Raw genomic sequence first — 20,956 nt, 5'->3', positions numbered from 1 at the left:
GCCTTAATGGCGTTTCTTGGCCGGTTTGTTTTCCGGCTTCAGCGGGCAGCCGCCGCACAGCGGCTCATCGGGCAGCCGATACTTGACGCAGCAGAGTCGCCGCACCCGGGTGGGGGTCTCACCGCCCAGCTCGAGATAGCGCACCGGCTGGTAGAGCGGGTTGCGACGCCCATCAGTGAGCGTCTTGGTGTCGAGATAGCGCAACAGCGGCTCCCCCGCCCCGCTAAATTCAGGATGCTGCGAGCAGGTCTTTCCCACGAACTCCACGTAGTGCCCCAGGTTGCTCCAGAACACCTTGGGCGCCAGACCGGAGACCGCTGCCAGCGCCTCGATCAGCGGCGCGCAGTGCGCGTCGAACAGATAGTCAAAGCGCGCCGAGGGGAGCTGCGAAGGCAGCGGTTCGCCGCCATCTGGTAGCCAGATATGCGCCGGCTGCCCCTGTCGCCAAGCTCGAGGCGCATCTGCTCGAGACCTACCGGCAGCGCCTGGCCCAGCAGCAGATTGGCCGCCAGGGTGGGGATCGAAACGCCGCTGAAGTGGTGTTTCGACCAGATCGAGGCCGCCGCCTTGCGGTCGGCCCCCTCGCCGAAGGTGGCCGTAAAGCGGCGTATCGTCTCCTCCAGCATCCCAGGCTCGAGCAGGTCGGACATCGCGGTGGTCGGCCCCTCCGGCACCCCAAAGCGGGGCGCCTTGAGCCTGTCGAGGGGTGGCTGCCGATAGAGTGACAGCAGCGCTTCGGCCGCATCGTTGCGGTACACCGGCAACTCCGCCATCCCTGTCATATCCGCCTCCTCTCTTCAGTGCACCATCATCTCTGGCTGGCCATGAGCGGCCACACCTCACAGCCTGCGCAGCCCCCACATGAAATAGGCGCCACCGATCAGCGACGCGACCAGCCCGGCCGGCATGTCGTAGGGGAAGATCACCTGGCGACCCAGCCAGTCGGCCAGCACCATCAGCAGCATGCCCACCAGTGCCGCACCCAGCAGGTGATGGCGGGCGCGTGACAGCCCCAGCAACCTGGCCATGTGCGGCGCCAACAGCCCGACGAAGGAGAGCGGGCCCACCACCAGGGTGGCGCAGGCCGTGAGCAGGGCCACCAGCAGCAGCAGCACCAGGCGAGCACGATTGAGGGCAATGCCCAGCGCCAGCGTGGTGGGCGCCCCCAGGGGGAGAATGTCCAGCCAGCGGGTCAGCGGCAGGGTGCACAGCGTGAGTAACGCGGCCAGCGTCCCGACCACCAGGGCGCTGGTAAGATCGACGTAATAGGTAGAGCCCGCCAGCCAGGCGATCACCTGCTGCCCACGGGGATCACCGCCTGCCAGCATCACGCTGCGCACCGCATCGAACAGCGCCGTGACCGCTACCCCGGTGAGCAGCAGGCGCTCCGGTACGAAGCCGCTGCGGCGATTGAGTGCCACCAGGATCAGCAGCGTGGCAAAGGCCCCAGGGTGCCGACCCCGACCAGCATGCCGCTGGTCGGCGCGGGCAGCAGGAAGATCCCCAGGATCAGGGCAATCGCACAGCCACCGCTGATACCCAGCACCTCGGGGCTGGCCATGGGGTTGGCGGAGAGGCGCTGCAGCAAGGTGCCGGCCACTGCCAGCATCAAGCCGCTGGCCGCCGCCGCCAGCACCCGGGGCATACGCCACTGCATCACGTTCCAGTTATCCGGCGACAGCCAGTACCAGCCATTCACCCCCTGCCCCAGTAGCAGGCCCAGGGCGGCAGCCAACAGCAAACCAATGGCCAGGCGCGTGGCCAGGCGCCTGGGAGCAGGATGCCGGCTCGCGATCACGGCCGACGGCTGGGGCGCCTTGTTGCCGTGCAACTTGAGGCGTGGGATCAGCCACATTAACAGCGGCGCCCCCAGGGCGCCGGTCACCGCACCGGTAGGAATCAGCATCGGCACCAGGCCGCTGAAGTTCTGCAGCAGCAAGTCGGTGGTGGCCAGCAGCACCGCCCCCAGCAGCGTGCCCCACAGCAAGCGCTCGCTAAGGCGACGCGCCCCCGCCAGGCGCACGATATTGGGCGCGGCCAAGCCGATAAAGCCGATGATGCCCACCACACTGACGATACTGCCGGTGATGAAGACCGCCAGCCCCATGCCCGCAAAGCGCAGATGGGTAAGCGACACCCCCAGGCTCTTGGCGCTGGCATCGTCCAGTTCCAGCACCGCCAACGGGCGCAGCAGGAACCAGGCCAGCACGCAGCTGATGGCCATCCGCGGCCAAAGAATCGCCACGCCATCCCAGCCATTCTGAGCCAGTGAGCCGGCGCCCCAGATCAACAGCCCCGACAGCGCCTCATGATTGAACAGCAGCAGCGCGGTGGCCAACGCGCCCAGGTAGAGGTTCACCACCAGCCCGGCCAGCACCACCACGATCGGCGCCAAACCGCGCCGCCAGGCCAGCATGAACACCAGCCCCACCGCCAAGGCACCACCGGCCAGCGCCACCCACTCGCGGCCAACGGCCAGCAGCCCCGGCGCCAGCAGGGTCGCCGTCATCAACGCCAGGTTGGCCCCCGAGGCCACCCCCAGGGTGGTAGGCGACGCCAGCGGGTTGCGCAGCACCTGCTGCATCAGCACCCCAGCCAGCGCCAGGCCGCCGCCGGCCAGCAGCGCAACCGAGAGCCGTGGCCACCACGCATAGTGCAGCAGCAGTTGGTCGACGTCCTCGAACGAAGGCGACAACAGCGCCTTGAAGCCCAACGCCATACCGCCCTGGGCCTCCAGGCCCAGCCAGAACAGCACCACCAGCGGCAGGCTCAGCAGCCAGCAGGCAAGTGCCGGCGCGCCCCTGCGCATCGCGTACCCCGTCATGCCCACTGCCCCTGTTCCCGCCGGTGGCACAAGCTACCTTCAGTCATGCGTTCTGCCCCCTTTGCATAGACGATTCAGCCGGGCCACATTTTAATTGAAAACGATTATCATTGAAATACGCGTACGGGATAACATCGCATTAGCGGCTGGCCGCCGGGGCACTGTCATCGGCCTCGTCCAGCGCGTCAACGAGGGCCTCAGCGAAGCGCAGGGCGGAGAAAAACCCTCCCCATGGCCAATAATTCCTATGGGCAGTGACTGGCATATCATCCAGCCAATGCTGCCATAGCCCTGCAGTTGGCAAGGCAGAATCAGATAAGCCATAAGCCGCACCAAGCAGGATAAACCTTCCCTCTAATTGAAACGCTTCGGAAATGGTTAATGTACTGAAACCCCAGTCGTTAGTAGGACCTTGCCAGGCATTCTCCAAGCCAAGCCGTGTGAGAACCATATCTTCCAAGCTTCCAGGCCCATAGAGTCGCAGATGACGGTCATCAATAATCTGTGCAATAAACAGTGGCTCTCCAGGCCTTTTAATCTGTTCCGCCATTGCTGCCAGCTTGGCTTCGGCATTATTAATTAACTCCTCGGCCCTCTGCTGCTTATCGCTTAACTCTCCCAACTCTCTGGTCATGCTTTCCAGGCTTTCCCATACTTCCTGCTCTCTCCAAAGCAGCCGCATCAATCTCACATTAGCAATGTGGGAAAGCCTATCCTCTAGATTCAAGTGGGCCGGTGGTGATATCAGAATAATATCAGGCTCCAATGAAGCCAAGTACTCAAAATTGGGCTGAAACCTATTCCCAAGCTCGAGAGTGTTAGGCAATAATTTTTCTTGGTATAACTTCCTATATTGCAAAAGTCCCGCTAGGGCTATGGGCGGTTGCTTCACGTCACTTAGCGTATCTGCAACAGCATAGTCGAAGGCGACGAATTTCTTCATCTCTTCAGCGTGAGCTAGTGAAACGGCCAGCGACAGAAAAAGCAAGCCTGATAGAGACATTGCTTTTCGACATAAAGACGACAAATCACCAGCACAAGTCATAAACATATTTTTTATTCTGACTTTATAAAAACAGTGACAGGCGGTGGATCCGCCCGCCACATCTCCTACTGATCGCAGCGCTACCACTGATAACTTACTGACCCCACAACGCTTCGTGGCTCACCATAAAAACATCCATAGGTGCAGGACTCGATATAGGTTTTGTCAGTAAGATTGGTGGCATTCAATGCATATATCCATGGCCCTGTCTCATAGCTCACTCGTGTATCGAGAAGTGCAAATGATGGCACCTCACCTTCAACCCAAGTCGCCTTGGTTGGCCCCATATAGCGCACCCCAGCGCCGAGTTTAAGCCCTGGCAGGCCAAAATCAGAGAAGCGATAGTCACCCCATAGCGAGAACTGATTATAAGGGGTGTTAGGCGTCCTCTTTCCCTCCTCGCCTGGTGTCACAGGACTGCTCTTCGTGGTGCGCGCATCTGTGTAGGCATAGGCCGTCACCAAATTAGCATTGGGTCCAATCGCCGTCTTCGCTTCCAACTCGACACCGCGTGAACGTACCTCGCCTATCTGTGTACTAAAATTAGTATCAACCGGATCGATAGTCAGCACATTCTCTTGAGTCAACTGATACACAGCAGCGGTTAGCATCGTGTCCCAGCCATCCGGTTGGTAACGAAATCCCACCTCGTACTGCTCCCCTCTAGTAGGCTCAAACCGACTCCCTCCGCGATCAGTACCGCTGGTAGGTTCAAACGACTGGCTATAGCTGATAAAGGGTGCCAAACCGTTATCGGCTAGATAGACACCACCTACCCGTCCTGTGAATGCATTGGCCGTACGGCGATTCCACTCAGTGGGGCCAAAATAGGGCGAGGTCTCACTCTCCGTCCAGTCCTGTCGCCCGCCCAGCAGGAAAACCCACTTTTCGGCGATTTTCATCTGATTCTGAGCATACAAGCCAACCTGCTCGCTGCGTTGCTTGGATGACCATGCAAAAGGGACCGGTTCGCCGAAATTTCCACTGCCGTAAACAGGATCAAAGAGGTCAAGCGGTGGCGCTGTACGGTTGTAGCGCTCGGTTTCGTGCCGTTGTCGTAGGTAGTCTATTCCGATCATGCTGGTGTTGGCGGTATTGCCAGCCTCCCAGTCATATTGCAAGGAGGTATCTGAGATCAAGCCCGATGACGCATCGCGTCGATCTTGAGCGCTCCTTGTATAAATTCTCTGATCGCTACTCTGACCAATACCCATCTGAGGAAAGTCTCGATCAGATCGGAAAGTACGCAGACTATGACGGAGGCGGAGGCTGTTAGAGAAACCATGCTCAAGCAAGTAGCCGATCGAATAGCGCTCGTTATCATACTCATCATAGCCGGGCTCCCCTGTAAATCGCTCCCGGGGAATTTGACCATTCGGGTTAGGAAGAATAGTGCCACTGTTGGGTAGCCCGTAAACATAGGCCGTTTGATCGCGCTGATACTCGCTCAGCAGAGTGAGCGAGGTATCCTCGTTGGGTTGCCATTTTAAAGCAGGGGCAATATAGGTGCGATCATCCGGCACATGGTCGATAAACGTATCGCTATCCCGGTGCAGCATGGTCAGGCGGTATGACCAGACGCCATCCTCATCCAAAGCATCGGAGAAATCAGCAGAGATCTGGCGACGATCAAAGCTGCCTGCCTCGATATTAACCTCGCGCAGGGGCTCACTGGTCGGACGTTTACTCACAGCATTGAGCATGCCACCTGGAGAGGCCACGCCATAAAGAATAGAGGATGGGCCCTTTAAGACTTCCAGTCGTTCCAGACCATAAAGCTCCTGCTGACCATCGTAAAGATTCGCTTGGTATTTACTACCGTCACGATAAGATCTATCAACGGTGAATCCGCGGACTCTTAGTGATTCAGTGCTACGGTCGGCGCCTTCCTGTCTTGATATCCCGGCGGTGTAAGCCAAGGCTTCAGTGAAATTCCGCGCCCCGTAGTTTTGAAACTCCTCGCGACTCACTACCGAGATGGACTGCGGCGTCTCGATGATCGCCGTATCGGTTTTGGTGCCTGTTGCACTCCGGGTGGCGGCGATGCCTTGCACGGGCCCATAGGCTGTCTCTTGCATCCAATCGGCCTCTACGCGCACCAGAGGCAGGTCGACATCCGTCGGCCGTGCTTCCAACCGATAGCTACCATCGGTGCGGCGCACGGCGGCAAGCCCGGTGCCGGCCAGCAAGCGCTGCAATCCCTCATCGATACTGTACTGCCCCTGCAGACCGGCGGTCTGCAGGCCGCTGGTCAGCGCCGCATCGAACGCAATCTCGATACCGGCCATCACCGCAAAGCGGTTGAGGGCCGTGTCGAGCTGCCCGGCTGCGATGGAATAGCTTTGCTGGGTAGTCGTGCCCTGGCCTGCCGCGTCCTGCGCCAGCGCAGTCGCGGGCAGACCAACGGCCAGGCTACCGGCCAGCAGACCATATTGAATGGCTCGCGCCAACGGCGTTCGAATAAAGCGTGAGTGCGCTTGCTGCGTCGTCATGAAGATCCCCGTTCAGTGATGCAGTTTTTATGTCTACATCGTCTTTTCCGAACGAGAACGCGAATCCCTCAATGATTTCGCCACATTTTTTCGCCCAGTTTCATCCACCAGGTCTCGGCTGAATGGTGACCCACAGCGGCGTGCGGTAGACCACCTCCAGCGACAGGGCATCGGCGAGGCTGGCCAGGGCGCGATCGGTATCCTCCAGGGAGAAGACGCCGTTCACTCGCAGATCGGCGACCTCGGGTGAGTAGCGCACCACCCCATGGCGATATCGCGCCAAGGTCTCGGCCACCTCGGCGACCCGCATGCGCTCGGCCACTAGCCGCCCCTGGAAGCGTGACTCCACGGCATGGTCCAGCGGTTCGCCGGGAGTTATCGTCTCTGCCCCCATGGCCGCCTGCTGGCCAGCCTCCAGCGTCATGCGTTGGTTACTACCGCGGCGCTCCAGCATCACCTGCCCTTGGTAGACCTGCACTCGAGTACTGTCGTGGTGCTGATGCACGCTGAAGCGTGTCCCGATCGGGAAGGAAGCACCCTGTTGCGTCACCACGCTAAAGGGGCGTGGGTCCCGCGCCTCAGCGGTGGTGACCAGCACCTCGCCACGCAGCAGATGGATACGCCGCTGGTCGATGTCGAAGTGCACGTTTATCGCCGTGTCGGTGTCCAGGCGCAGCCGAGTCCCATCACTTAGGGTCAGCTCACGAGCCTCACCGACAGCAGTGGCATAATCGGCGAACTGGCGCTGCCACTGGGGCGTGCGCGGCAGCCCGAACCCAAGGCTACCCAGCAACACCGCCAGACCGCCCCACTGCAGCAGGCCGCGCCGTGATACCTGGCGGGAGGACTCGAAAAGTTCACTGCGGGCGGCATGGCGCGGCAATGCGCCGAGCCGGACGTCGATGGCCTGCAGTTGCTGCCAGGCACGTTCGTGCTCTGGTGCGGCTTGCCGCCATTGCAGACACGCCTCGCGCTGCGCTGCGGTGGTGTTTTCGCTCCATAGCCTTGCCATCCACAGGCTGGCCTGCTCCAACACGCGGGACAGAGGGTGTCTTGAGAGACGTCCTCTTGAGAAGGGCACTTGCGAGGAGCGTCAGCGGGCGGGCGACTCATGGCGCGGACTCACGCATGGCGTGGTGGCAGACCAACAGCGCCCGGGCGATATACTTCTCCACCGAAGAGACAGAGACATCCAGTGCCTCGGCGATCTCTCGGTAGCTCAGGCCATCCAGCCGGCACATCAGGAAGGCGCGCCGCGGCTTGTCGGGAAGCTCGTGGAGCAGCGCATCGATCTCGACCAGCGCCTCGACGGTGAGCGCCTTCTCCTCCGGCGACGGCGCCTGCGACGCCGGTATGAGGCTAAGGGTTTCCAGGTAGGCGGCCTCGATACGCCGACGTCGGAAATGATCGACCATCAAGCCCTTGGCGATCTGGGTCAGGAAGCGACGTGACTGCTCAGGCTCGGGGGTGCTCCCCCGCGCCAGTATGCGCAGATAGGTATCATGGGCCAGGTCGGCGGCCGTATGGGAGCAGCCCAGGCGGCTACCCAACCAGCGCCGCAGCCAGCCATGATGCTCGCTATAGAGCGTATCGAAAGCCGTGTCTCGCCCCTGCGGTTGCTTGACATACCCCATGACTGACCCAATCGCTTGTTGTCATTTCCGCTGGCAAGCGCAGCAGTGACCGTATAGCAGCGACAATAAATGATAACGATTAACATTACAACAATGTATCTTAGGTCAGCTCCGTCGTGCTGACAGCACCTCCTTCAATACGCGGGACTCTATCTGGTACGGCACTGACATGTGATTGCTATTGGTTTCGACATGGACACTGCTTCGTATCCCCCATGCCGATAGCGGCTGCAAACGTCGCTGGAGCAACCAAGCATCTTGTATCACCTGCGGAGAGTCATGTTCCGCCAGAATAAAAGCCAGGCTCTTATAGGTGGCATCGACACCGCCCTCTTCGACGCTTTCCCGGAACGCACGCTCTGACTTCAGAAGATACTGGTCGCGCCACCAGAGGCTCGGACTGACTGCGACTACATGATTGAACATCTCCGGACGCGTGAAGAACGCATAGACGGCGAACATGCCCCCAAAGGAATGGCCGAACAAGCCTTGCCGGTCCGGATCCACAGTGAAGCGATCGGCTAAGGCAGACATGACTCGGCTCTCGAGAAAGTCAAGAAATTCATCTTGACCGCCTTGTGGTGGATCCGAAGGTTGCTCCGAAACGGGAGGCGAAAAATCGTAGGACCTCCTCAAGAAATTGAGCGGCTCTTCTCCCGGATAACCGATACCAACGATTATCGCATTCCTGAACCGCTCCAGAGATCGCTTGGCAGAATGAAAAGAGGCAAAGTACGCATTGCCATCCAACACATAGAGAACCGGGTAACCTCCCGAGCTCGGCACGTCCCCTTCGGGACAGCTGATCATGATGCGATACGTTTCCCCTCGATCATTCTTCATTTTCCATTCGACCGTTCCTGACAATGCCACCGGCTGACTGCCTTCCATGGCATAGCCACGATCCATGAATGACCAGACGATAAAGGCAGCAACCAACATCGCGAACACTCTCATAACGGCAATCTTTTCGATGAATCCATCATATAACCACCCTATTACTCATGAATGATTTTGATTTATCCCGATCAGTGAAGTTACCATCGATAACCGACACTTCCGACCACCGCTCTACCAGCTCCACGATAACAATAGCCAGCATCCCCGACTTCGACAGATAACCGCGTAAGTGACTGTTTTTCCTGAAAGTCGGGTTCCAGGATTGGCACTACAACAACTGTTTGAATCAGTAACCTATTGATTTACCTGCCTATAGAAGCTCCATTGAAGCGTCGCTTTACAACATCACGATACTGTGATGTTAGCCAAGATGGCAACTCTGAAGGCCAAAACGTGTCACTACAAGAAAACCAAAATCACTAAAAATCAATAACTTACATTGATATCTGTCAAACCCGGGAGCATCGCAGACGATGTTTCGCTCGTCCGTCAAATTCTTGACGTTCACTCCCAACTCCACTCCTTCCAGGAACCACTGAACTGATAGTTCGTACCAAGATCGATCTCGGTATAGCCCTCATTTTTCTCGGTATTGGAACTATTGGCATAACTGCTTCCCACATAGCGAACTCCACCGGAGACTCCCAAACCACGAAGTGAACCACTAACAACGGTATAATCCATCCAAAGAGAGGCCAGGTGGCGCGGAACCAGAGTGGGCGTATTGCCTACATCACCGTCGTTGCTCTCGGTAACTTTCGCATCGTTAAAGGAATAGTTGGCAGTCGCCTTGAGACCGTCAATGACCTCTGAAGTCAGATCTATCTCGATTCCCTTCGATGTTTCCTCCCCTTTCTGCACGCTGAAAGCAGTGCCGGGCAGCGATGTCAGAGTATTATCTTGAACCAGATTGTAGACAGATGCGGTCAACATCGTTCGGCTGCCAGGCGGCTGATACTTGATACCAAGCTCGACTTGCTCACCTTCCGTCGGATTGAAGTTCTTACCATCGGCACCGGTACCACTCTGAGGCAGAAACGACTGAGCATAACTGATATAAGGCGCCAAGCCAGAATCAAAAAGGTAAAGCACCCCAAGCTGCCCCGTAGTCTGATGGTTCTCACTCTTGCTTTTTTCCTGAGTCAGATTATTCATAGTTTCTGACTCGACCCAGTCGCGGCGCAAACCAGCCGAGAGCCGCCACCGTCCCATGTTGATCTGGTCATTCAGGTAGACGCCAGTGCGATGAGAAGTACCGTGTTGATCGGTCAGAACGGTATCAGGACGAGAAATATTCTGCCGATAGTCGGGATTTCGCTTATCCCTGAATCCGTGAGGCTGCCCCCTGAAGCGCTTCTAACCCACTGACCTGCATGGCAATATACCTGATATCGCCATTCACCCAGACAGTGCCATGCCCAACGTCAAATTCCGCGCCAGTCGCCGCACCCTTACCAGCCACGCCGGGCTATCCATCATCGGGCAGTGCTTCGAGATCGCCGGCGTCGACAGCATCGACAGCCGCTTCCCCACCACGCTGGGCATGCGCACCAGCGACGTGGTCAAGAGCTACCTGGGCCTGCTGTGCCTGGGCATGAGCGACTATGATGCCATCGAAAACTTCCGTCGCGACAAGCCCTTCCAGCAACTGCTGACCCTGCAGAAGGTGCCGAGCACGGCGACGCTGCGACAGCGGCTGGAGAAGCTTGCCGCCAACGACCTGCAGGCACGCACCGCCACCTGGTCCACCACCCTGCTGTCGCTGGTGGAGGCACCGATCACCGCCGAGACGACACATGTCTGCCTCGACATCGACACCTTCGTCATGGACAACAGCAACTCGAAGAAGGAAGGCGTCTCGCGGACCTACAAGAAGGTCGACGGCTACACCCCAATCGCCGCCTACCTGGGCAACGAAGGGTGGTGTCTGGGCCTGGAACTGCGTCCCGGCAAGCAGCACACCATGAAGGAGAGCAACGCCTTCCTGGAGCGGGTGCTGCCCCGCGCCCAAGGCCTGACCGAGCGACCTATCTTGCTGCGTGAGGACAGCGGCTTCGACAGCCAAGCGCATCTGGCCCTTCTCGAACGGCAGCGGCTGGCCTTTGCCGAGGAAGGCCGCCAGCTGGACTACCTCGTCAAATGGAACCCGCGGGACTCGGCCACGGCCGATCAGGACACCTGGCTGGCCGTGGCGGCGGACTATCGGGAAGAATTGCGCCCCGGAAAGCGCCAGGCACTATGGACGCAGACCGTCTCGATCCGCGATGGTCGGTCTGAGTACGAGCTCAAGCGCGTGATGCGTCTGGTGGAGCGCACCGCCGATCACGATGGCCAGTTACTGCTCGAACCGGACTATGAGCTGGAAGGCTGGTGGACCAGCCTGGACGAGGCGCCGGAGGCGGTGATCAAACGCTACCAGGCGCATGCCACTCATGAGCAGTTTCACAGCGAGATCAAGACCGATCTCGACCTGGAGCGGCTGCCGTCGGGAAAGTTCGCCACCAATGATCTGATTCTGCACCTCGCCCAGCTGGCCTACAACATCCTGCGGCTGATGGGCCAGATGGGCATGACCGGCGAGCTGAGCCCGGTGCGCCATCCCGCCAAGCGGCGCCGGATCCGCACCGTGCTCCAAGAGTTGGTACATCGCGCGGCTCTCGTGATCCACAAGGCACGGCAGGTCATCCTCGACTTCGGGCAGGACATCGGGCGCATGACGGTGTTGAACACCCTGCGATGCCGCCTTCGCTATCCCCGAGGCACACCATGCTGATCGTCTGTCGGACAACGACATCACGCAGAGGGCTGACGGTCACCGGCAGCCAGCATCACCGTGCCCGGCGGGTAGAAATGCATGTCAAAACGGGCTGCCGTCGCCGGTCGACGCCGCCCTGGTCGGCCATGGCAGGTATGCGTTCGGCGGCTGAGACGGAATCGGAGGTCAAAAAATGCGCACTGGCGGTGATAGGGGAAGTGTCGGCGCCGACTTCACTGATTCAGGTTATCGATAGAGGGTGCGGATCCCATCGCATACTCGACCTCGAAATCTAGATAGGAATAGTCGATTCCCGTCAACAGGGTATGTTCCAGCACGCCCGTATCGAACTCTGATACCAAACGAGTATCCGTGCTAACGGAGTCCATATTTTCATAAACCCCCAAGCGATTCGGTCGAGAACGTTCCCATTTCCCGTCGAGGTCGCCGATGTGTACTGATTGGTCGTATCCGTCATGCCATAGCGCAGAGTATTGTAAAAACGGATGGCATCGTTGAAACGGTGCTCGAATTCGTAACCGAGCAATGCCTGCTGTTGATCCAGTTTGTCGAAATCTTCGTCGCCGGACCAGAACTCGGTGAGAACGTCGTCAGCTTGGTACGGCCGCGGAGATCCGGCGGTTTCACGATCCTGATACTGTGCCAGGATAGTCAAATCGGTACGTTCATTCAGCTTCCAGCTCAGCGAAGGCGCCAGCAATGCGACATCGTTAGGCACCTGTTCAATATCAGTATCGGCATCGCGTACGACACCTACTAAGCGATAGAGCACACTCCCGCTCTCATTCAATGCCCCTCCGACATCGAACTGACCTTGCACATGACTATTGTTTCCATACTGCAGCTCGACCTGTTCCACTGCCTTTTCACTGGGACGCTTGCTGACTCGGTTGACCATTCCACCAGGATTGATCTGTCCGTATAGCACCGAAGAAGGCCCCTTGAGGATCTCGATACGCTCGAGAGCGAAGGGATCGCTAGCAAAATACGAGAGCCATCCACTATTTGGCTGACGCATACCATCGAGATAATCGGCATTCGAGGTGGCGGCATAGCCGCGAATCCTGATCTGATCGAATCGAGGATCCAGTCCCGAACCACCGACACTGACGCCTGAAGAATAAGCCACGGCCTCTTCTACGGATATCGCCTTTCGATCATTGATCTGTTCAGCAGTCACCACGCTGATGCTGCGCGGTGTCTCAAGTATCGGCGTATCGGTCTTGGTGGCAGTGGCACTACGCGTGGCAAGGTATCCCTCTACCGGCCCCGTGGCCGTCTCCTGAATCCAATCCGCTTCTACACGCACTGTAGGAAGCGCTAAATCGGTAGACCGCTCCTCCAACCGATAGCTACCATCGGGTTCCTTGAGTAAAGACAACCCACTGCCGCTGAGTAGTGCCCGTAACCCACCTTCCACGCTGTAATCACCGGATAGCCCGTGAGTCTGCTTACCCTCGGTCAGGCTGGCGTCAAAGTAGATGACCACGCCGGAATCGGCGGCAAAGTGGCGAGGGCACGGCCCAGGTCACCGGCAGGCACGTCGAAATGCTGCGCACTTTGTTGCATTTGTTGCTCGGCATGAGCGATCAGCGGCAGCAGAGCGCCGGGCAGTAATAGCCCGGAGCACAGCACTGCACCGCCAATCGCCTGGGTGAGCCGTGATTTTTTTAGCGTCATATCGTGCATGGGGTCCCCTCTGGTGAGCAGCAAAAGAGTGCGTTCTTCACCAGTGGGTCGAACGGGGGACAAAAAAGTACCGCCATTGGCAAAAATTATTCTTTCTCGTCCACCACCACCCAGTACCGCGTGCGGGAATTGATCGATACCGGGAAGGACTTGGTCAGTGCATGCAGTGCCTGGTCGGTGTCGTCTACCCTGAAAGCGCCCGTGATGCGGTAATGGGCGACGCTGGGGCTGCAGCGTAAAACACCCGCTCGATAGCGGCTCAACTCGGCGATAAAGGCATCCAGACGCATGTCTTGCACCACCAGCATCTGGCGAGTCCAGGCGTCATCAGTAGGCACCAGGCTCGTCGGTGGTGACGTGGCGTCGGTAGTAAACGTGAGCTGCTGGCCAGCAGCACAGAGGTTTTGCGCCCCCGCGCGAGTCGTCACTTGCACACCATGCTCGAACACAGCGACCTGCGTTTCTGCTTCCAGCATTCGCACCGAGAAACGCGTCCCCTGAGCGCGCACCCTACCCTGCGGCGTCTGCACAATGAAAGGCCGCGGGTTTTCGGCACTATCACTGGCGGTGGTCACCATGATCTCGCCCTCGCGCAACACCACCAGGCGCTCGTTGGCGTCAAAATGGATATCCACGGCCGAGGCGGTGTTCAACATCAGGGTGGAACCATCATCCAGCGTCAGCTGTTTGATCTCACCGGTAGCGGTATGGTGGTCCGCCAGCCAGTGCTCCACCGGGGCGTGGCGGTAGGCAGCCACGCCAAGCGTCCCCGTGCCCAACAGCAATGCGAGACCTTTCAACACGCCGCGACGGCTCATACTGGCGTGCTGGTCGGCACGCTCCAGTGTCTTCAGCGCCAGGTGGCCCGGCACTCGTCCCAGCCGGGCCTGCAGTTGATCTACCCGCTGCCAAGCCCACTGATGCAGTGGATCGCTGCCTAACCACCGCTGCAGGGCCTGCTCGTCTTCTGGACCCGCCTCTTCCGAACACAGGCGCGCATACCATTGCGCAGCCGCTTGCAGGGCCTCCCGCCGAGCCCGGGTCAGTTCCTGGGGGGCTGTGGCAGACAACGTTACAGCTCCGCTTCCAGCGCATAGAGCAAACAAGACTCGGTGGCCTTGGCCATGTATTTCTTGACCGAACTGAGCGATACGCCCAACTCACGGGCAATATCCGCGTAGCGCATACCTTGCAACTGGGACAACAAGAAGGCGCGGCGCACCTTGCTGCCCAGGCCGCTGAGCATGGCATCCAGTTCGTGCAGCGTTTCCAGCACGATGGCCTGCTCTTCTGGCGAAATGGCAACCGATTCGGGCTGCTGGGCCAGGCTTTCCCGGTAGGCTTTTTCCAACGCATGGCGGCGGAAGTGATCGACCAGGACCCGATTGGCGATGGTCGCCAGAAAACTGCGTGGCTCACGGATAGCCTCGACCTGGCGTTCAGCGTCGTCACGCCCCAGGATGCGAACAAAGGTATCCTGAGCGAAATCCGCGGCCTGCTGCGAACAGCCCAAACGACTGCGCAGCCAGCCAAGCAGCCAGCGGTGATGGTCGGAATACAGGGTATGCACCTGCTCGCGCAGCGGGTAGTTCCCAGATGACATGGCGACCTTCTGGCCTCAGCACTATGCAAATGATAATTATTGTCATAATATTGAGAGACCCAGGAGGATACAAGCCCTCGCCTTTGATCTTGAGCCGCCCTGACGGTTCAAGGCGGTAAGCGCCAGATCAAGGCTCGGCACGACAGATGGGCCCATCCCCAGGGACAGTGCTTGTCTCCAATGCCTCGACCAGGGCCTCAGCGAAGCGCAGGGCGGAGGGAAATCCACCCCAAGACCAGTAGTTGATAGGAATAACTGTATAATTGCCTTCATTCACGGCTGTCAAATGTCTCCATTGGCCATCAGAAAGTAGCTTTCCCTGTCCACCAGATGGATCATAAGGACTTTCAAGAAAAATAATTTTAGCACTTATATTAAAAAGCATCTCTGCACTGACAGTCGTAGATCCCCATTGTCCTAGCTCTCTTTGCCAGGCATTCTGAAGGCCAAGGCGATTCATCACCATACCTTCCAGGCTTCCCTTGCCATATATACGTGCATGGCGCTCATCTACCAATCGCACCATTAATAGAGGATATTCTATGCCAGCAAGCTGCCTTTTTAAATCGTCAAAGTAGCTATTTACTGCCTCTATATACTGTTGTGATACGGTGGAATTGTTGACAAGAAAACCAAGCCTAAGTGTCATCTCCTCAACCGTCATCCAATCGCTCTGACCATCGCCTGCTTGCTCAGAAAAATTATAAATCGGATATTCTTTGACATCAGAAATTTTTCTAAGACTTGGCATCAAATTCACATGAGCGGGAGGAGAAATAAGGATATGCTGTGGTGGAAGACTTGCAAGAAGCTCATAGTTAGGAAGAAAGCGGAAACCCAGATTAGTCGTATGCGGAATAACTCCATCTTGGCGATAGTATGTTTCGTACCCCTTAAGCCCCGCTAAAAATCTAGGAGGACGGTCGATCGCGCTGAGTGTCTCGGCGATTGCAAAATCAAACGCTGCCACTGGTGGTTCGTTAATATTGCCACTTGCCATCGAAGCAACACTAGCCAGCCATCCAGCCAGTAAGATCAACACCAAGAAAACTCTTTTAAGGCAGCTCAAACGGCGATGAAAACTCTTCGTCAATTCTTTTCCCAACGTCCAACACAGACCGTGGTTGACACCATGGATGATAATACAAATGCAACAGCAAGTGCTCACTTTCACTCTACAAGACAAAACTCTAAGGGCCTTCCAATACTCGACAATTAGCGTTGCAATCACAAGAAACAAACATCCTCTAACTGAATGAGCACAGGCATCGCACCGCCCTTAAGAGAAGCGGTGCGACTCCTTACAATCTACGTTTCACCAATTGTAAGAGACGGTCCCCTCACGGTACGCTCGGCACCCCAGTAGCAAAGTCCTCCGTTGTTACAGCGGGCAACATATTCACGGTCAAGAAGGTTCTTGGCATCAAGTTTCGCGCTCCAGTTATCGGAAAATTCGTAGCCGATAGATGCATCGACTAGTATCTCATCATTTGTTTCAAGCGTTCCATAGTCTAAACTTTCCATCGAATATCCGTGGGATTTTCCCAAATAACGAACCCCGAGACCCGCTCTCAGGCCGTTAAGCGTTCCCTGACGAAATCTATAATTAGCCCAGATAGATGCCTGATGGCGAGGGATCCCACTTATTTGCTTACCTTCGAGTCGCGAGCCGGCATCCTCGAGGATTTTCGCATCGATATAGCTATAGGCAGCAGTTAAGTTAAGGCTTTCATTAATATCGCTCTTGACCTCCACCTCTACCCCTTGGGACTGCGTCTCTCCCACTTGACGATATTCTCCAGTGCTTGCCTCGTAGCTAACATCATCTTTCTTGCTAATATCATAAGCAGCAATCGTCATCGTAGTATTCCAGCCATCAGGATCATACTTTATCCCGACCTCGACCTGATCTCCAGTAATAGGCTTAAAATCACCTTCTGTTATAAGCTGCACCGGCACAAAGGTGGTAGAATAACTAACGTAGGGGGATATTCCGTTACCGAACTGATACATTATCCCTGCTTGCCAGGAGAATGCACTTTCAGTGCGCCGAGTATCGTCGCTGGCGTCAGTATAGTCATCGTATTCACTTACGGCCCAGTCGTAACGACCACCTACCAGTGCGTTGAAACCGCCCCATTTTCCTTGCCATTGAGCATAGCTCCCGGTCAGCTCCTGCTTAAGATCGCCATCATTAGACAAGTTGGAGGTCTGAGCTTCACTGCTATACAGGGGATTAAATATATCGATAATCTCGAATTCGCCACTGGCGAAGTCGCTAGCATACCTAGTCTCCTCGAATGAGGTTTTGTTAAAGCTGGCACCGAACAGGAATGTGTTCTCAAGTACACCAGTGGTCACATTACCCACCACCTGGTTATCAATTGAATAAATTCTAGACTCGTTGGATCGATCAAGGCTATATGTTCCAATATTAGAGCTATAACCCGCATCGACATACTGCAACCAAGTTTCCCGTCGGTCTACTTGAGAGCGCGTGTAACGCGAGTTTTGGCGGAACGTCCAATCGTCGCCAAAGCGATGCTCGTATTCGTATCCCAGCGTCCAAAACTCACGATCAATCGAGTCCCAATCTGTGCGACCTAAGTTGGTATCGGTACTTAATTGCCCAGCAGGATTGCCAAGCAACGTCCCCGACGCAGGCAACCCCAGTTGCATCTGGGTACTATCCTCTTGATACTGCCCCAGCAGTGTCAGGGTATCCCTGTCGCTTAGATCGATAGCCAACGAGGGGGCAAAGTAAACTCGGTCATCCCCCATGCTATCGATTTGCGTATCGGCATCGCGAACCAAAGACACTACTCGACCACGAACACTGCCATCTCCATTTAGAGCACCCGACACATCAAAAGATAACTGCCTGCGATCATGGCTTCCATAGCTAATATTGACTTCTCCTTGAGGTTCATACGTAGGTCGTTTGCTGACCAAGTTCACCATTCCACCAGGTACGTTTTCGCCGTATAGAATCGCTGTCGGCCCTTTAAGCACTTCGACCCTCTCGAGGCCATAAGGCTCAGCCGATGTAGCGTAGGCATTGGACTGAACGCGTAGGCCATCGCGATAGGTACCGTAACCATAATCACGTTGGTTCATGCCACGAATGTAGAAAATATCCCCAGCCAGAGACTCGCCACCAGGATAGCTGTACCTGTTAACACCAGGTACATACTCCAGAATATCTTCCAGTGTTTGAGCCCCCTGATCATCAATCTGATTCCTTGTCACCACCGAAATAGAGCGTGGTGTCTCGGACAACGGCGTATCTGTCTTGGTTGCCGTCAAGCTGCGTTGGGCCCGGTAACCCTTATCGGGCCCAACGGCGGAACGCTCCAGCCAGTCAGCTTCCACTCGCACCAGAGGCAGCTCCACATCGGTAGACCTCTCCTCCAACCGATAGCCCCCATCACCCTGCCGCACCGCGGCAAGGCCAGTGCCCGCCAGCAGCCGCTGTAGCCCACCATCTACTCCATACTGGCCCTGCAGCCCTGGGCTTTGGCGCCCTTCCCCAGTTCGCCGGCGCCGCTGATAAAGATGCCGGCCTGGGCCGCAAAGCGGTTGAGTGCAGTGCTGACCGGGCCGGCGGGGATGTCGTATTGCTGCACTTGCTGCTGGCTCGTTTGCTGAGCCAGCGCTGTCGTGGGTATAGCCACCAGCCCCGCCGCGGCAAGGTGAATGGCCATTGCCAGCATGCGCCGGCGAGCGCGCAATGGCGGTTGAATCGAGGAGGGCTTGTAGGTCATATGGATCGGTTCCCCTTGTGGCTGTTTTCGTGAGCTTGTACTCAGGAATCGAACCAGCCGAAAAAAGGGGAACCGGGCAGAGTAAAATTTTTACTCGCTTGCCTTTGCGCCAGCCTCGATCCTGATCCACCCCGGCACGACGCGATGCACCTGAACCTGCACCGGCAGCGCGCTTTCCATCATCCTCAGGGTACGCTCCAGGTCGTGGAGGGGGTAGGTTCCCAGCAAGGTCAGGTCGGCGACGGCGGGATCGACCTGAATCCTGCCCCAATGGTGGTGCCCAAGCTCCTCGGCGAAGGCCGACAGGGTGAGATTTTCGGCCAGTAGAATGCCGCTGGCCCAGGCCTCCCGAGTGCCTTGGGCGGTATCCGGCGGCGCTATGCCTGCGCTGGAGTAGCTGGCCTGCTGGCCGGCCTCGATCAACTGCTGTTGGCCCGCCTGGCCGGCGGTGCGAATCTCCACGGCGCCTTCGAATACCGTCAACAGCTCGTCGTCTGGCCGTTCACGAACGCTAAAGCGGGTGCCCAGTGGCGTGAGCCGTGCGCTACGCGTATCGAGATACAGCGGCCGCTGCGGGTCCTCGCCGGTGACCACCAGCACCTCGCCGGCCACCAGCACCAGTCGCCGCCGCTCTGCGTCGTAGTCGACGTCGAGGGCCGAGGCGCTGTTCAGCCACACCTGGGTGCCGTCGTCCAGCACGATGTGGGTGATCTCGCCCGTAGCGGTGCGGTAGTCGGCCCCCCAGCGGGCCACCCATTGGGTTAGCGGCGTCGATTGCCATAGAGTCCCCACCAGCACGGCCACCATGGCCAGGCTGGCCAAGCCGCCTAGCAGGTGGCGCCGGCCCCGCCGCCGCTGGCGAGCCTGGCCAATCACCTGGGTGGCATGCTGCCGCTCCGACTCGCCGAGCTCATTGCTGAAGCGCCGACTCACGCTCTGCACTTGCCGCCACGCCCAGCGGTGGGTATCGCTGGCATCGTGCCAGGCCTGCCAGCGCTCACGCTGAGTGGGAGCGAGCCCGCCCGCCTGCCATTCGGCAAACCACTCGGCGGCCTCACTCAGCGCCTGCCGCTGCGCCGCTTCGTCAGTGCTGTGGGCATCCCCCGCCATGCTAGAGGCTGGCCTCGAACCCGGCTTCGATTAGCGCGCACTGCAGCATGGCCTGGGCCATGTATTTCTTGACCATACGCTCGGAAACGCCCAACTCCTCGGCAATCTGCCGGTAAGGCTTACCCTGCAGCTGAGAGCCCAGGAACGCCGTCGCCACCTTCTCCGGTAGCCGAGAGAGCATACGGTCGATCTCGCATAGGGTTTCGATGACGATCTGCTGGTGCTCGACGGAGGGCAGGCCGGCATCGGCACGGGTGGCGAGAGTTTCCTGCCAGGCTCGCTCGATGTCGAGCCGGCGCCAGTGGTCCACGCACAGGCCTTTGGCCATGCGGCTGAGGTAGGCCCGCGCGCCTTCGTCACTGTCGAAATGGCGGGGGTCTTGAGCAGGCGAACGAAGGCGTCCTGAGCCAGGTCGGCGGCGGTATCGCCACAGCCGAGCCGCCGGCACAGCAAACGCTGCAGCCAGGGCTGGTGGTGGTAATAGAGCTGTCCGAGAGAGGCTCGATTCGAGGTGTGATAGGCCACAGTCTCGGCCGGGCGGTGTGCCGACATGGCGTTTCCATCGTCTTTTCAAAAATGATTCTTATTCTTTTTCAAATGGCCAGGCCTGTCAACGGCTGTCCGACCCTCCGCTTGGGCATTTGACATAACCGCTACCAAGGACCAGAATGCAAATCAGTCTCATTGAGATGACCTATGGTGCTCTATGAACGCGGAACGCTCCCAGCTTTACTACACATGCGTTTTTCTGCACGTCTCCTTCCAGGCGATCCGGAATTCGGTCGCCACCTCTCCGCGAGGGGACGACACGCCCTGCTGGCTGGATGCTCAGACGCTGCGTCTGCTGCTCGGTGAGCTGCAGCGCTGCCGTCAGGAGGCGGCACCCTTCAAAGAGGTCAACCAGCCGCTGGATACCGCCATTTACCACTGTGGCCTGCTGATGGCACAGTGCCCCGCGGCCCTCAACCGGCAACTCTGCCAGCACCATCTTTCGGCGATCATGGCACCGCTCAAGGAAGCTACCGCACAACTTTCGAGTCGCACCCAGCGCACCAGCGCCGCCTCCTCATCTCCTCGCCAGCGGCTGCGTGGTTGGCTGGGTTGGTAAGTGCCGCTAGT

At 57.9% G+C, this 20,956-nt stretch carries 18 protein-coding genes and 3 pseudogenes; 2 read left to right on the top strand and 19 right to left on the bottom strand.

What is annotated here, in order from left to right; all coding sequences use genetic code 11:
- Positions 1–3: 3 nt before the first annotated feature.
- From fhuF to ACSJDS_RS09300, 9 genes and pseudogenes are all read right to left on the bottom strand, one after another.
- Positions 4–396, bottom strand: coding sequence for a siderophore-iron reductase FhuF (fhuF, locus tag ACSJDS_RS09340; protein ID WP_473035011.1), 393 nt, complete (start codon positions 394–396; stop codon positions 4–6).
- Positions 333–782 (bottom strand): hypothetical protein, encoded by a 450-nt coding sequence (locus tag ACSJDS_RS09335; protein ID WP_473035102.1) that lies wholly within the window; start codon positions 780–782, stop codon positions 333–335. Before ACSJDS_RS09335 ends, fhuF begins: the two co-directional genes overlap by 64 nt.
- Before the next feature lie 57 nt (positions 783–839).
- Positions 840–2,824, bottom strand: a pseudogene (gene fhuB / locus ACSJDS_RS09330) (Fe(3+)-hydroxamate ABC transporter permease FhuB).
- Between the two features lie 139 nt (positions 2,825–2,963).
- Complete coding sequence (locus tag ACSJDS_RS09325; RefSeq protein WP_473033023.1) at positions 2,964–3,956, bottom strand: ABC transporter substrate-binding protein; 993 nt, start codon at positions 3,954–3,956, stop codon at positions 2,964–2,966.
- A complete protein-coding gene (locus tag ACSJDS_RS09320) occupies positions 3,950–6,361 on the bottom strand; it encodes a TonB-dependent siderophore receptor (RefSeq protein WP_473033022.1) in 2,412 nt (803 codons plus the stop codon). The genes ACSJDS_RS09325 and ACSJDS_RS09320 overlap by 7 nt, the downstream gene beginning before the upstream one ends.
- Positions 6,362–6,461: 100 nt before the next feature.
- Entirely contained in the window at positions 6,462–7,397 is a 936-nt protein-coding gene (locus tag ACSJDS_RS09315) for a FecR domain-containing protein (protein ID WP_473033021.1), read from the bottom strand.
- Between the two features lie 73 nt (positions 7,398–7,470).
- A complete protein-coding gene (locus ACSJDS_RS09310) occupies positions 7,471–7,995 on the bottom strand; it encodes a sigma-70 family RNA polymerase sigma factor (RefSeq protein ID WP_473033020.1) in 525 nt (174 codons plus the stop codon).
- 105 nt (positions 7,996–8,100) lie between these two features.
- Positions 8,101–8,952 (bottom strand): alpha/beta hydrolase, encoded by an 852-nt coding sequence (locus ACSJDS_RS09305; RefSeq protein WP_473033019.1) that lies wholly within the window; start codon positions 8,950–8,952, stop codon positions 8,101–8,103.
- Positions 8,953–9,399: 447 nt separating this feature from the next.
- Positions 9,400–10,212: pseudogene (locus tag ACSJDS_RS09300) on the bottom strand (TonB-dependent siderophore receptor); the annotation flags it as partial.
- Between the two features lie 97 nt (positions 10,213–10,309).
- Here ACSJDS_RS09300 and ACSJDS_RS09295 point away from each other — a divergent pair.
- A complete protein-coding gene (locus tag ACSJDS_RS09295; protein WP_473033018.1) occupies positions 10,310–11,668 on the top strand; it encodes an IS1380 family transposase in 1,359 nt (452 codons plus the stop codon).
- A 298-nt stretch (positions 11,669–11,966) separates the two neighbouring features.
- Here ACSJDS_RS09295 and ACSJDS_RS09290 read toward each other — a convergent pair whose 3' ends face one another.
- From ACSJDS_RS09290 to ACSJDS_RS09245, 10 genes and pseudogenes are all read right to left on the bottom strand, one after another.
- Positions 11,967–13,160, bottom strand: a complete 1,194-nt coding sequence (locus tag ACSJDS_RS09290; RefSeq protein ID WP_473033017.1) for a TonB-dependent siderophore receptor — start codon at positions 13,158–13,160, stop codon at positions 11,967–11,969.
- Positions 13,133–13,360, bottom strand: a complete 228-nt coding sequence (locus ACSJDS_RS09285) for a hypothetical protein (RefSeq protein ID WP_473033016.1) — start codon at positions 13,358–13,360, stop codon at positions 13,133–13,135. Before ACSJDS_RS09285 ends, ACSJDS_RS09290 begins: the two co-directional genes overlap by 28 nt.
- 86 nt (positions 13,361–13,446) lie before the next feature.
- The gene (locus tag ACSJDS_RS09280; protein WP_473033015.1) at positions 13,447–14,430 is read right to left on the bottom strand and encodes a FecR domain-containing protein; all 984 of its coding nucleotides are present in this window, start codon (positions 14,428–14,430) and stop codon (positions 13,447–13,449) included.
- Between the two features lie 2 nt (positions 14,431–14,432).
- A complete protein-coding gene (locus ACSJDS_RS09275) occupies positions 14,433–14,963 on the bottom strand; it encodes a sigma-70 family RNA polymerase sigma factor (protein WP_473033014.1) in 531 nt (176 codons plus the stop codon).
- Positions 14,964–15,090: 127 nt separating this feature from the next.
- Positions 15,091–16,005 carry an ABC transporter substrate-binding protein gene (locus tag ACSJDS_RS09270; RefSeq protein ID WP_473033013.1) on the bottom strand — a complete coding sequence of 305 codons (915 nt, stop codon included), beginning with the start codon at positions 16,003–16,005 and terminating at the stop codon, positions 15,091–15,093.
- Positions 16,006–16,271: 266 nt separating this feature from the next.
- Positions 16,272–18,356 (bottom strand): TonB-dependent siderophore receptor, encoded by a 2,085-nt coding sequence (locus tag ACSJDS_RS09265; protein WP_473035010.1) that lies wholly within the window; start codon positions 18,354–18,356, stop codon positions 16,272–16,274.
- Between the two features lie 92 nt (positions 18,357–18,448).
- The gene (locus ACSJDS_RS09260; RefSeq protein WP_473035101.1) at positions 18,449–18,727 is read right to left on the bottom strand and encodes a hypothetical protein; all 279 of its coding nucleotides are present in this window, start codon (positions 18,725–18,727) and stop codon (positions 18,449–18,451) included.
- 90 nt (positions 18,728–18,817) lie between these two features.
- Positions 18,818–19,837: a FecR domain-containing protein gene (locus ACSJDS_RS09255; protein WP_473033012.1), complete on the bottom strand. Its 1,020-nt coding sequence runs from the start codon at positions 19,835–19,837 to the stop codon at positions 18,818–18,820.
- A gap of 1 nt (position 19,838) precedes the next feature.
- On the bottom strand, positions 19,839–20,165 hold the full coding sequence (locus ACSJDS_RS09250) for a sigma factor-like helix-turn-helix DNA-binding protein (RefSeq protein WP_473033011.1): 327 nt from the start codon (positions 20,163–20,165) through the stop codon (positions 19,839–19,841).
- 98 nt (positions 20,166–20,263) lie between these two features.
- Positions 20,264–20,389: pseudogene (locus ACSJDS_RS09245) on the bottom strand (sigma-70 family RNA polymerase sigma factor); the annotation flags it as partial.
- 154 nt (positions 20,390–20,543) lie between these two features.
- Here ACSJDS_RS09245 and ACSJDS_RS09240 point away from each other — a divergent pair.
- On the top strand, positions 20,544–20,945 hold the full coding sequence (locus ACSJDS_RS09240; protein WP_473033010.1) for a hypothetical protein: 402 nt from the start codon (positions 20,544–20,546) through the stop codon (positions 20,943–20,945).
- Positions 20,946–20,956 lie beyond the last annotated feature (11 nt).

The organism is Halomonas sp. SL18_1 (genome assembly GCF_055755715.1).
Note: the sequence above shows the minus strand (reverse complement) of the source record. Positions and strands in the feature narration are given on the sequence as shown.

Bases quoted from the DNA above. Each gene is read 5' to 3' on its own strand.
- ACSJDS_RS09335 (WP_473035102.1), bottom strand. From the start codon at position 782: ATGACAGGGATGGCGGAGTTGCCGGTGTACCGCAACGATGCGGCCGAA.
- ACSJDS_RS09320 (WP_473033022.1), bottom strand. From the start codon at position 6,361: ATGACGACGCAGCAAGCGCACTCACGCTTTATTCGAACGCCGTTGGCG.
- ACSJDS_RS09310 (WP_473033020.1), bottom strand. From the start codon at position 7,995: ATGGGGTATGTCAAGCAACCGCAGGGGCGAGACACGGCTTTCGATACG.
- ACSJDS_RS09305 (WP_473033019.1), bottom strand. From the start codon at position 8,952: ATGAGAGTGTTCGCGATGTTGGTTGCTGCCTTTATCGTCTGGTCATTC.
- ACSJDS_RS09295 (WP_473033018.1), top strand. From the start codon at position 10,310: ATGCCCAACGTCAAATTCCGCGCCAGTCGCCGCACCCTTACCAGCCAC.
- ACSJDS_RS09285 (WP_473033016.1), bottom strand. From the start codon at position 13,360: ATGCACGATATGACGCTAAAAAAATCACGGCTCACCCAGGCGATTGGC.
- ACSJDS_RS09275 (WP_473033014.1), bottom strand. From the start codon at position 14,963: ATGTCATCTGGGAACTACCCGCTGCGCGAGCAGGTGCATACCCTGTAT.
- ACSJDS_RS09260 (WP_473035101.1), bottom strand. From the start codon at position 18,727: ATGACCTACAAGCCCTCCTCGATTCAACCGCCATTGCGCGCTCGCCGG.
- ACSJDS_RS09255 (WP_473033012.1), bottom strand. From the start codon at position 19,837: ATGGCGGGGGATGCCCACAGCACTGACGAAGCGGCGCAGCGGCAGGCG.
- ACSJDS_RS09250 (WP_473033011.1), bottom strand. From the start codon at position 20,165: ATGGCCAAAGGCCTGTGCGTGGACCACTGGCGCCGGCTCGACATCGAG.
- ACSJDS_RS09240 (WP_473033010.1), top strand. From the start codon at position 20,544: ATGAACGCGGAACGCTCCCAGCTTTACTACACATGCGTTTTTCTGCAC.